Raw genomic sequence first — 13,250 nt, forward strand, 5'->3', positions numbered from 1 at the left:
TGGGGGATATCGATCCTCCTCCCTTTTCTGCTAGCCTCTTCAAGTTTTTTATTTAACAATCAATCAGTTAATTAGAATTAGTTTATGAACGACATCTATCCTGCGTTACTCTGCAAAAAAAGATCGACCCTATTCGAAGCACAACCCTTTCCTCCCTTCAATCCTTCCTCCCTTTCGACGCCTACTCCTCTCTTCCCCTTCATCCCTTTCCGCCTTCCCTCCCCCTACTCCCCTCTCAACGTTGCGGCAGGATCCGTTAACGCCGCTTTGATGCTTTGAAAACTTATCGTTAGCAAAGCAATAAGAATAGATATGATACTTGAGGAAGCGATAATCCATACTGGAATCTGGATGCGGTATGGGAAATCCTGCAGCCATTTGTCCATAAAATAGTAGGCGATTGGTATAGCCAAAATAATGGCGATTATTACCAGTTTGATGAAATCTTTGGAAAGCAATGCTACAATTCCCGCAACGGACGCTCCGAGTACTTTCCGGATACCAATTTCTTTGGTTCTGGTTTCGGCAGTAAAAGCTACAAGACCAAACAGGCCCATGCATGCAATAAAAATAGCGAAGCCCGTAAACACAGTAAACATTTGAGACATACGGATTTCCGTCTTGAAAGTCTGGTTAAAAGCATCGTCCAGAAAATAATATTCATATGGCTTCTCCTTATCATACTTTTTAAAAATCTTACCGATGGCTGTGACCTTCTCCTCCATATCTGAATTAGGGTCTAACCGGACATAAAGCAGTCCCTGGGCGCCTTCGCCGGCAAGCAAATTAGTCGTATCGCTCACCACGTACAATCCAAACGCCCCGACGGTATTTTGAACAGACTTGAAATTAAAATCCCTGATCACGCCAGCCACCTCTTCATCCTGAAGTATCTTCTCTCCTATCGGATTCTGTTTCAACCCCAGCTCTTTTACGGCCACTTCATTCAACAAAAAATGAGGTCGATTCTTATATGTACTATTCTCAAAACCAGTCACATACTTCAGGCCAAGTGTTTTTACAAAATCTGGATCGACCGTCATGGTGACCAGCCCCACATTGGTTTTTGTTTTATGGTTTTCCAGAAAAAACATATTGTATGGCTTGAAGAGTCCCGAATTGGCGGTGGCAATTTCCTTAACACCTGCCATTTCGCGGATTTCCTCCTTCATAGCAAAAAAACCTTTACCGGCAGACGCGCTCAAAGGAATACTCAAAATCTGATCTTTATGAAACCCTAAATCCTTGTGCTGCATGTAGTTCAACTGAGTCTTAACGATCAGACTACATATAATCAGGGCTATCGAAACTGTGAATTGCAAAACCATAAAAAAGCGTCTGACTCCCGCACTTCCCTGCGTGCTCATAACCCGTCCCTTTAACACTTCCAACGGTGCAAAACCGGATAGAACCAGAGCCGGATAACTTCCCGCTATCAGCGAACTGACTAACAGTAGGCCGATAACCCAACCAATAAATGACGGAGAAAAAAGGAAAGTCGAGTCGATATGGATATCCATAACACTGTAAAAAGATTCCTGTAAAAGCTTTATCAAAACGAATGCTAATCCAAAGGATATCGAACACAGCAACGCCGACTCGATGTAAAACTGTTTGATCAGGCCAGACCGCCCGGCCCCAACGACTTTACGAACGCCAACCTCCTTGGCCCGCAATGTTGCCCTTGCCGTGGTAAGGCTCATATAATTGAACAATGCGAGGAACAATATCAATGCGGCAACTCCAATGAATATATTGATCAGGCCACTATTCGTGGAATCGGACAGATTGTTCCCAAGATGAATGGACGAAATATTTTCCAGATGATACTCGCTTTCTGCACTGAAAGCATTCGTTCTCAAACCTTCGCGTTTGATATTATTGGTGACTTGCCTAACCGATTGTTCTGAATCTAAAAGCAAGTAAGTATTAAAGGCACCAGCAACCTCCCAGTCATTTTTGTTTCTTTCACTCAACTGAGGGAATGTGGATATAGACGCAACGAAGTCAAAATTCAAACTGGAATTAGACGGCGGATTTTCGACTACGCCAACAACCTGCATTAAATGTTTCCCTTCAAAACTCAAAGATTTCCCAAGCGGGTCTTCATCACCAAAATACTTGTGAGCCGCTCTTTCCGAAATAACCATTGTAAATGGTTTTGTCAAATCCGCGGCTCTTCCGTCTTTCAATGGAAAAGAAAAAACGGTAAAAAAAGAGGGGTCGGCAAATACAAAGTCTTTCTCAAAAAACTCCCGAGAAGGATGGTCCTGACTTTTGATTACGACTTTTTGAAAAACCTGTCTCACCCGTACCTGACTCACAACTTGCGGGTTATATTGCTTAAGCATCGGACCCAGCTTGGCGCTAAAATTGAAGGTTTGCATGGTCTGATCCCCCATTTTCACCGCCGCCATAATCCGGAAAATCCGTTTATAATCCTTGTGAAATTTGTCATAGCTAAACTCATGCATTACGAACATCAGGATCATAATTGACACTGATATACCCATTGCCAGGCCGGTAATATTAATGAATGAATAAGTCCTGTTTTTAAGCAAGTTCCTGAGCGCGATTTTCAGATAATTCTTTAGCATGGTTTGGACGGACGAAGGTACTGAAAAGGCCATTGAATGAAGGATCCGCAGATACTCTATCCAACTGTTTACCAATTTACAAACGGTGGGTGCAAATTTCGTACCCAAAAAGCAACTTGCTGAATATCAATAATATATAAGCAAACAACTCTCAAAACTGTTCAATAATGAACATTGATGAACGATGGTGGACGTTTGTAAAAACAAAAAAATAACCCATCTCCTTAATAGGAAACAGGTTATTCGAAATGACTTTTTCAATTCTCGCATATTCTATTTATGGTACCCAGAGTACGTTGTCAGAATATGCGAAAAATGGCCTTCAAAGATAAACAACCAAGGTTGAAAATATTTTAGGCATGACTTTAAGAGGGGAAAATTACATGGTTTGGCCTTACCGGTTTGTATCCGGCATATTCTACAATTGAATGTCAGGAGCTAAATGCTACTTACATTTTCAAAGGTAAATTCTCTACCAATTTTTTACAATCGAAATATTATTACAAAAAAATATCAATAATTTCTATAGTAGAAAAAATAGACCATTTTCGCGCACCGTCTTAACTCGATTTTGACATTTTCAAATTTCTGAGCGTCCACACTTACTTTCGAAAAAAACAACCCTGAAAGATGCCTGAATTACTTAAATTTTTTGATAACCGTATCATTTAAAATCCACATTCAATTTCATTCTATAGAAATAAAAAGGCCTTAGAAACACAGTATATTTGAACTATCAATAAAACTATTTCTTATTAAACATCAACAATCAGTTAGTCATCCTCGCTTAATCGCTCGATAATTGATGCTCAAAAGAAACAAAACATGACGAAAATCATAATTTTATAAAACAATCAACATAAGCGCATATATGCTCCGAATTTCTTCACGTCGTCACTCCGTCTTCAGACTTTTCACTGGATTGGCGAGTGCTGCTTTCATACTCTGAACACAAATTGTTATCAACGTAAGGGCAAGAAGTAAAACTGGCGGGAAAATAAAGATTGTCCAACTTAATCCGATATGGAAAGCATAATTATCCAGCCAGGAACGGGCAGCGAAGTATACTACCGGAATAGCTACCAGAGATGCAATTCCGACAAGTTTCACAAAATCTTTGGATATCAGTACCAACAAACCACTAACCGAGGCACCCAGTACTTTGCGGATACCAATTTCCTTGGTGCGCAATTTGATCACAAAACTGGACAGCCCGAGCAGTCCTGTACAGGCAACAATGACGGCCAGTGCGGCGAACAGGCCGAAAACCTTCGCTAATCGGCTGTCTGCTATATATTGCTGATTAAAATATTCGTCAAGAAAGAAGTATTCGAACGGGTTTCCCGGAAACGATTTCTTGTAAACAGATTCGACATCGGCTATACTTTTGGAGACATTGGCGACATTCAGTTTTACAGAGATATAACTTCCTGTGAATGTCGGGTAGTAAAACAAAATAGGATCAAATTTCTCTTTGAGCGAACGCTGATGAAAGTTTTTAACGACGCCAATGACTTTGCACAGAATATCTTCCTGCCCCAAGTGAAATACAATATCCTGGTCAACAGCCGCCTGAGGAGACGCATATCCCAAAGCCTTTACAATCTCTTCGTTGATCAGAATTTTGGCGACGACTTTTGAACTGATATCTGAACTATCTGTTAACGCAAAATTGCGCCCAGCAACCATTTCTATATGATAAGTCGGTACAAATTGATTATCAACTTCCATAAGATAGGTTGTAAAATTATGTTGCTTATCCTCACTTGCCTTTCTGACGGAATTACGATATTTGATCATATTTCCGGGGATATCTGAAGTTGTAGTTGCATCCAGCACGGAAGGGACACTTTGAATCTCGGATTTAAAGTAACTGTAACGCTCCCTGATCGTTGAATCTATAATGGCGGGAGCTTTCACGATCAACAACTGATCTTTTTTATATCCCAGACTCTCATTCCTCATATAGTTGAACTGCTTGAAAACCAAGAAGGTAGACGCGATCAAAATGATGGATAGTACAAACTGAAATGAAACCAGCACTCGCCTCAATGATATTCCGGAACTCGCCTGTGAGATCAGCCCCTTTAAAACTTTGGCGGGCATAAATGAGGATAGAACAAATGCCGGATAAGCGCCAACCAACAATCCACCGAAAACAAACACGGCAAAAATCCCGGCCCAAAACTTCGGTTCACTTCCCAAACCATTTACAAAAAAGCCGGTGCTGATGTCCTTTCCGATAAATTGGTTAAAAAACGGAATGAAAAAAAATACCAAACCCGAGGCTACTATAAGGGCTAAGAAATTGATAATGAACGATTCCAATAAAAATTGAACGACCAGCTGATTTTTAACCGCACCCACTACCTTTCGCAATCCAACCTCCTTTGCCCGCTCCATCGACTTAGCCGTTGAGAGATTGATATAGTTGATCCAGGCAATAAAGAGGATGAAAACACCGATTATGCTCAGAAAGTAAATTTCTTTTTGACTACCATTGGCTTCGGGTTCTTTCAGAAGATTTGAGTTCAGGTGAATATCCAAAATCGGTTGTAAATGGACCGCGCATTTAAAGTCGAGCTCCTTCATCTTTGCCCCCAGATATTTCTCAATAAAAGCCGGGAACTTGGCTTCGAGTTTTTTCACATCCGTACCGGGTGCCAAAACAACGTAATTGTAAAACTCAGGCCATGTCCATTCGGTATACCCCCACTTGTCGCCCACTGTCGAGAACGACAGTAACATGTCAAATTTGATATGCGAGTTTTCAGGAATATCCTTAAATACGCCGGTCACCTTCATCGGCATACGTCCGTTCAGCTTCAAAGTCTGCCCGATAGCACTTTTAGTTCCAAAATATTTTTTAGCGACAGATGACGAAATCACAATTGAACTGGCGTCTTTCAGACAAGTTTTTCGGTCGCCTTCGATCATCGGATAGGAGAATATCCTAAAAAAAGAATCGTCGGCGATGAAGATCTTTCCCTCATTAAATGTTTTTGGTTCTCCTTTTCCATCCGAATACGTCATCGTTGAGGCGTTCATAAACAACGATACATTTACAAGTCTCACAAAATCCAGCACTTCGGGAAAATCGGCTTTCATCGCAGGTCCGACCGCAGGATGGTTCGCAGCAGTAGTCGGTACGTTAGCCATACTTCCTGAATATGAAATCGGAACACGATATATGTTACCCGCATTTTCATTAAACCGGTCATAACTCGATTCGAAATAGACATATTGAAAAACGAAAAAGCAGGCAGCAATGCCGATAGCCAAACCAAAAATGTTGATAGCAGAAAAGGCCTTATTTCTCCAAAGACTACGACGCGCAATTTTCACATAATTTTCGAAGAAAGTGAGAATGGTTGATGAACTAAGTGACATGGCTGGAAGTAATGGGTTAAGAGTGAATGGGTTAAGGATTAAAGGCGAATGGTTAAAGGTTAAGCGGTTCAGGAGACACCCTCCAACAAGTCCAGAGTTAGTGTTTTCATTATTTTGAGGTTAGGAAAGGGACAAGGGATCGCGATCAACCTAGCCTACTTTCCTGTTCCTGCCATAATCAGTTCAATGATATCTAGTGTTCTAATTCTATTATTGCAACTCTGCTACTCGTTTCTTATATGCGAAAAACCCTAAAAGCCGCCTCCCTTCGCTCTCCTTCCTCCTTTTATTCAGATCTCAAGCTCTTAACGGGGTCCATCAATGCTGCTTTTACGGCTTGATACCCTACTGTTGTAAGAGCCAGGAAGCTAATAGCCAGGCCGGAAATGATGAATATGCCAGGGTCGAGATTGATTCGATAAGCGAATTCGTGCAGCCATTGGTTGAGTATATATCCGATCAAAGGAAACGCTATCGCCATTGCGATAAGGATCAGTTTCAGGAAATCGGTCGACAATAGCATCGTCACATCTCCTACTGTAGCTCCGACCACTTTTCTTACGCCAATCTCTTTCTGACGACGTTGAGCGGTGAAAGCAGCCAGACCAAACAGTCCCAGACAAGAAATAAGAATCGCTAGCCCTGCAAAATATCTGGAAAGAACGCCTATCCGTTGTTCGCTGATATAGAGCGCCTTATAATTTTCATCTAAAAATTGATATTCAAATACATTGCCCTTATAGTGCGCCTGATAGGTCTTCTCTATTTGGGCAAGCGCCTGTATTTCAGCTCCCTTTTGAATCTTGACCATGATATTCGGCATGACCGGATATGCCTGAAAAAAGCAGGGTTTCACTGTTTGATACAAAGACTCAAAATTGAAATCCTTCACAACGCCGACAATCTGTCGTTCCTGATCCCAGAATTTTACTGTTTTTCCAATCGGATCTTTTAGTCCCATCGCCTTAATGGCCGATTCGTTGAATATGATTTCATGGCTCGCATTTTCGTTTTCGGTAAAACCACGACCCTCTTTCAGTTTGATTCCAATCGTTTCTATAAAATTGAATCCAACTTCCAAATTGGCAAAATCAATATCCTTATCGGGCTCTTTTCCAGGCCATTGAAATCCTGAAATCGATCCATGTGCGCCTGTTAAGTTGTGATAATAACTCGATGCGCTTGCCACACCCGGCAGGTTTTTTACTTCATTCAAAAATGCGTCAGATGCCCGCAAACTAACTGAATCCATTTCCATCGGTATTTCAAAATGGATCACATTCTCGCGACTATAGCCAAGATTTTTACTCTGGATATATTCAATCTGTTTGTAAACAACGAGTACCGAAACAATGAATATCACAGACACAACAAACTGAAACACCACCAGTCCTTTGCGAACCAGCAATTCACTGAGCGAAGTTTTCAGAGTTCCCTTTAAGACTGATATAGTACTAAATCCTGAAAGATAGAAGGCCGGATAACTACCTGCAAGCAAGCCGGTTATCACTGTGATTCCGAGCACGGTAAGGACAAGATTTCTATTCAACTCGATATCGATTTCCTTGCCGGTTATTGTATTGAATTGTGGTAGAATAAGCAGGACAATCAACAGCGCAACAATCAGCGAAAAAAACGACAGCATGAGCGATTCTCCTAAATACTGGATAACGAGTGACTTGCGCATCGCACCGATTGCCTTTTTAATACCCACTTCCTTCATCCGCCCGGATGCCTTCGCGGTAGATAGGTTCATAAAATTGATACAGGCAATGACGAGAATAAAGGCGGCGATCAATGAAAACAATTTTACATAGGTTATTCTTCCCCCCGCCTGAACTCCGTTCTCAAATTGACCATGCAAATATCTATCCGAATATTTTATCGCAACCAACTGAATATCAAGATCTTTTTGTTTTGAACCGAGATAGTTTTTAAGTTTTGCGTTAAAACCGTCCAACTCCGTTCCACCTTTTAAAATTACAAAAGTGCTCGGGTCGCTGTTACCCCAGGATTTCATAGCTGGCCGCTTTTCAACGAAAAGATCGAAGTTGAAGAGTATATCAAAATGTTCGGTCGCGTTCGGTGGGTTTTCTTCAAAAACCAGCCCGATATTATATAGTCCGCTAAATTCGCCGTGATCCCATTTGATTGACTTTCCTATTACCGAATTTGTGGAATGAAACAGTTTCTGTGCAAGCTCTTTCGAAATACCGATTGTCTGATTATCACGAAATATTGCTGCAGGACTTCCATCCAAAGCGGGACATGAAAGCACTTCAAAATACTCCTTCCCAACAAACTGTCCACCAGCTTTCACATGTGTTTCACCCGCGGATATTGTACCCTTATTGGAAAACCACGAAGCCGGAACGACCGATACCGCTTTATCAACCTCGGGCATGTCGGCCTCAAGAGAATTGGCGAGCAAGCCTGCCGTGTGGCTGATCGTTTTGATACCATCATTGCTGTGATGATTAGCCATTATCTGATATAACGCTGCATCTTTCGCGTTGTATTTGTCAACCTGTAGCTCGTCATTTACCCAAAGATAAATCAGCAACGTACAGGCAAGGCCGGTCGACAACCCAACCAGATTCAGCAGCGTAAACTGTCGTTCTTTCAACAAATTCCGCCAGGCGATCTTTAGATAATTTTTTAGCATAGGATTTTTTTAAAAAAAAGGAGGGTGGAGGAAAGGGAGGAAGGAAAATTTCTTCATCTCATACTTCTAACCTCGGCTCATACATTTTATTTATATCTCATAATCAATTAATTAAAATATAGTAAGGATAAAACCCACGTGCTTAAATCCAACACACCTTTCCTCCCCTTCATCCTTCCTCCCTTTCCTCCTCTTAACCCTTCATTCTTCCCCCCTTTCCTCCTCCAATCTCCCCTCACTCCACTTTCAACGATTTCACCGGATTCAGTAAAGCTGCTCGAATGGCTTGATAGCTGACCGTTAGTACAGCTAATATCATTGCTCCGATTCCGGAAACGGCGAAGACCGAAAGGGAGATTTCTGTTCGATAATTATATTTGGCTAGCCAGGTTTCCATGGCGAACCATGCGATTGGCGTCGCAATAAAGCATGCGAGGATAACCAGAACCACAAAATCCCTGGATAGCATTTGCCACAAATTGGCAATGGACGCGCCCAGGACTTTGCGAATTCCTATTTCTTTCGTGCGTTGCTCAGCTACAAAAGACGCCAGCCCGAAAAGACCGAGGCACGAAATAAAAATGGCAAGACTTGCAAAAAATGCAACCAGCTTTCCAATACGTTCTTCTGCCCGAAACTTCGCATCATATTCTTCGTCTGCAAACTTGTACTCGAACGGGGCGGTTGGAACGAGCCTCTTAAAAACAGATCCGATTTTTGATACAGCTTCGCTGGAATTGAGGTTTGGGTTCAAGCGGATATTAATCCAGTTGGGTGAGCCAAACAGGAAAAACACTGTCGGTGCAATCGGTTCAAACGGAGACTTCATCACCATATCTTTCACTACACCCAGTACTTTAAACTGCTTGTCAATATTGTTGGTCATCCACTGACTTTTCCAATTGACGATTTGCCCCACAGCCGCAGCAGCTTTAGAGTTCCCCTTGAAATTCAGTAACTTAGCTGCGGTCTCGTTGATTACGAAACCAGCAGTATCTGACGCAAAATCCTTGGAGAGATTCCGGCCAGCCACAAATTCCAAGCCCACGGTTTCCGCATATTCGGGTGATACAGTGAGGGTTGCAAATGTGGGCAGAACGCCGGAAGGCATTCCCTCCCAACGAAAACCGTCATTTGAAGACCATATCCCTGTCGTCGGGCTTTGGGATTCAGCGACTTCAACTACTGCACCCGTTCTCTTAAGTTCGTTTCTGATCAAATCAAATTTGCCGTAAAAATCGGAAGACTTCATTTCAACCATCATCAGGCCATTTCGGGAATATCCAACGGGACGTTTTTTGGCAAACTGTACCTGATTATAAATGATAATAGTACAGATTACGAGCGAGATAGAAACTGTGAACTGAGTAGTTACCAATACTTTACGCGGCAACGTCGCAAACCGGCCAAAATGCATAGTCACTCCTTTAAGAACCTTAATGGGTTGAAAAGAAGTAAGATATAGGGCAGGATAACTCCCTGATAACAGCCCAGTTACGAAAACGAATAGCAGACTAAAAGTCCAGAAGTACAGGTTGTTCCATGGGATAGTCATCTGTTTCGCCGCCAGATCGTTGAACCATGACAACGAGATCGTCACCAAAAAGATTGATATGGCAAAAGACAACATCACGACCAGAAATGACTCTGTAAAAAACTGACCGATCAGTTGGCTGCGCAATGAACCAACCGCCTTACGAATGCCTACTTCTTTCGCGCGTTTCTCGGAGCGCGCGGTACTCAGGTTCATGAAATTGATACATGCCAGAAGGAGTACAAAAAAGCCAATTAAGCCAACCAGCCATACATATTGAATAGGTCCACTTTCGGCTTTGCCGTTTGCAAATTGAGAATATAAATGCCAGTTAGTCATTGGATTCAGCCACATTTCGGGTTTGGTGGCAGCTTCCTCCTGCATGCCCTCCATATGCCTGATTACATTGATTTCAGAATCCTTTATCGCTGCTGACGCTTTGGCCAGGTCCACATCGGGCTTCAATTCCACGTATATCAAAATGGCATGATTGTCCCATTTCTTTGCGCTCATATATGGATTTTTTGCAATGAAATAATCCCAATTAGCAAGAAACTGAATATCATGAAACTCAGAATTTTGAGGTAAATCAGCATATACGCCTGTGACCTTCAGATCAAAATCAGTATTGATCTTCACCATTCTATTAAGCGGATCTGCATCGCCAAACAATGATCGGGCCGTGGAAGCCGATAGTATGATAGCCTGCTGATCTTCCAGACTTGCCCAAGACCCCTGTTTCATTTCTAGTGTAAACAGTTCGGGCGCTTTGTTTTCAATAAACACTCCTTTTTTCGAGATCTTGTTTTCCCCGGCAGTCAATATATATTCGCCGGGTGGAGTTGAAGCGACGATATTTTTGAAATTTTCGGAATAATTGCTCTTCAACTCATTGACATAGGGATAAGGCAAAGAACGAGATGTGTGAGTTTTTTCATCAAAAAATTCATTCTGCAATACCTGAGCAATTCGGTCGTATCGCTTGTGATTTTTATTAAAGGATAGCTCATCATAAATCCACAACCCAATCAGCATCGCCACGGCCATCCCCACCGCAAGACCACCAATGTTGATAGCGGAATACCCCTTGCTTTTGGCAAGGTTCCGGAATGCGATTTTCAAATAGTTTTTTAGCATTGGGAAAAAAAAGAAGGAAAGGCCGATGGAGGAAAGGACGAAGGGAAGTCGCTTCATCCCAGTTCCTTTTCTTCGACAATTATTATTTTGTATCTAACTAATACACCACCTTGCAAAGCATTATGAAATCTACGGGGCATTAGATCCGTCCGCTCCTTTCCTCCTTTGTCTGTCCTCCCTTTCACCCCCGCTTCCACCCATCACGAAAATTACGTGCCACTACAGCGGCCGCAAATATCTACCTTATTATCAATCATTTAAAACCATAAGACCTCAAGTAACCGTCCGATATCGAACATCAAGTGTTCGGAGTGAACAGCCATCTCCTGGTTAAACGGTCAAAAGGTCAACGGCTGACTTTTTGATACCTCAGTGCGAAATTCTGTCAAAGAAAAGGCGACCAACTTTCGTCAGCCGCCCCTTCAACCTCTTTGCCCTTGTTACCTAATATATTATCGACCCCGGTTACGACTATCCGAATTGGCAAGGACTGTATCGATTGGATCCTTGCCCGAGAGTAGGTCTTGTCGTGAGGGCCTGCTAGTCACGTGAGGCAATACTCCTCGCCCGCTTGCCGAACCGGGCTTAAGAACTGTATAGTAACCTGCAAGAGGAATTCCCAGATCCAGGCCACTTGACGGCAATTTGTATATGGCAAATACCCCACTGCTGTTTCCCTGGTAGGTCCCGCCGGATTCTTCCCCAATGAACAGGCCACGGTTCTCACTGCGCGCGACGGCAAGGAATTCTGATGTAACCGAAAAGCTCAACCCATCCATCAGGAAAGCCACATCTCCGGCGTAGGCTTTATGGTGTGGATGGTGCATGCCCAGGTTTTGATGCTTTTTGAAACGAAAACGACCCTCGGAGTCCTTATCTATAAAGAATCTGGCGATACCAATGAAGCGCGGCAGGTATGCATGCGCGCCATTCGGAACATCTTTTTTGCGTCTCACTTTCACCTCCACACGGTCGTAATACCGAAAATCCTGCCGGGCGATGAACGCGTAGAGATCCTTCCCCAGCGCATCATTACCACCTTCGTTTCCCCTGACATCAATGATCAGTAGACGCACCGGGCGGCTCCGGATTTCAACAAAAGACGAATCCAGAAAGCGCCGGAAATGCTTGTCACTTCGGGTCGAGTAGAAATTCGCGATCCGAAGGCGGGCCACCGTATCCGATGGGAAGGCAATGTGATTATGATTCGTCAGATAAGAGCTGTTTTGATTGAGTACCTGCCAGGCGTCATAGTCAATGCCCGTCATTTGAAGGGTTATACTGTTTTTCGTGTCATCGGTCAAAACGACCGTAAATGGATCGCTGCTATTTTGAATAAAGTTGGCGTACCAGGCACTGAAATATTGCTGTATCTGCGCATCGGCAGATGACTGTACGTAACCGTCGACAAACATCTGGGGGCGCAGAGCACGTAAAACTGTATCGATATCTTGCCCGTTGATCTGCCTGATATACTTTCCTACTGCCTCAGGGTAACCGGATTTTGTCACCAACAAGCCGCCACTATTGTCGAAACGTACGATCATTGGTATCAATTTGTCTGTGAAAAAGTAGAATGGAAAGCCTTTCATCGGTGGAAAAAATTTGGTATGCCCGCAGCGGAGGTTGGTTAATACGGGATTAACTATTCTGAAAAACGAAAGAAGGGCGATCGAGTCGGTTTTGGCGATCGTCGCTCTGACCGAATCCAGAGAATGCATAAAATTCTCACGCGGCTCGAACCGACCGAAGCCCGGATGAAGTGTTACCACGCTGGAACGAAGCATATCAAGATCAGAAAGCAATGCTGCCGATGATATTTTTCCTGTATTTGAGGATTGTGCGTTGACTGCAAAGACGAAACCCATTTGGAGCAGGATTGTTTTCATGATGGTATTTTTCATTTTTATTTTAAATAGTTAATACC

The 13,250-nt window shown here is 42.8% G+C and carries 5 protein-coding genes; all 5 read right to left on the minus strand.

All coding sequences use genetic code 11. The features are described 5' to 3' along the window. Window positions 1–224 precede the first annotated feature (224 nt). A complete protein-coding gene (locus tag AC1XUD_RS24210) occupies window positions 225–2,597 on the minus strand; it encodes an ABC transporter permease (RefSeq protein ID WP_483363620.1) in 2,373 nt (790 codons plus the stop codon). 894 nt (window positions 2,598–3,491) lie between these two features. Beyond that, window positions 3,492–5,987 carry an ABC transporter permease gene (locus AC1XUD_RS24215; protein ID WP_483363621.1) on the minus strand — a complete coding sequence of 832 codons (2,496 nt, stop codon included), beginning with the start codon at window positions 5,985–5,987 and terminating at the stop codon, window positions 3,492–3,494. A gap of 286 nt (window positions 5,988–6,273) precedes the next feature. Beyond that, window positions 6,274–8,652 carry an ABC transporter permease gene (locus AC1XUD_RS24220; protein ID WP_483363622.1) on the minus strand — a complete coding sequence of 793 codons (2,379 nt, stop codon included), beginning with the start codon at window positions 8,650–8,652 and terminating at the stop codon, window positions 6,274–6,276. A 235-nt stretch (window positions 8,653–8,887) separates the two neighbouring features. Next, window positions 8,888–11,380 (minus strand): ABC transporter permease, encoded by a 2,493-nt coding sequence (locus AC1XUD_RS24225; RefSeq protein WP_483363623.1) that lies wholly within the window; start codon window positions 11,378–11,380, stop codon window positions 8,888–8,890. Window positions 11,381–11,775: 395 nt separating this feature from the next. Then, window positions 11,776–13,227 carry a S41 family peptidase gene (locus AC1XUD_RS24230; RefSeq protein WP_483363624.1) on the minus strand — a complete coding sequence of 484 codons (1,452 nt, stop codon included), beginning with the start codon at window positions 13,225–13,227 and terminating at the stop codon, window positions 11,776–11,778. Window positions 13,228–13,250 lie beyond the last annotated feature (23 nt).

It is taken from the genome of Dyadobacter sp. HNCC25DJ184, assembly GCF_056895215.1.

What these genes read in the sequence shown, in the direction of transcription:
- AC1XUD_RS24210 (WP_483363620.1), bottom strand. Translation starts at nt 2,597, where the DNA reads ATGCTAAAGAATTATCTGAAAATCGCGCTCAGGAACTTGCTTAAAAAC.
- AC1XUD_RS24215 (WP_483363621.1), bottom strand. Translation starts at nt 5,987, where the DNA reads ATGTCACTTAGTTCATCAACCATTCTCACTTTCTTCGAAAATTATGTG.
- AC1XUD_RS24220 (WP_483363622.1), bottom strand. Translation starts at nt 8,652, where the DNA reads ATGCTAAAAAATTATCTAAAGATCGCCTGGCGGAATTTGTTGAAAGAA.
- AC1XUD_RS24225 (WP_483363623.1), bottom strand. Translation starts at nt 11,380, where the DNA reads ATGAAGCGACTTCCCTTCGTCCTTTCCTCCATCGGCCTTTCCTTCTTT.
- AC1XUD_RS24230 (WP_483363624.1), bottom strand. Translation starts at nt 13,227, where the DNA reads ATGAAAAATACCATCATGAAAACAATCCTGCTCCAAATGGGTTTCGTC.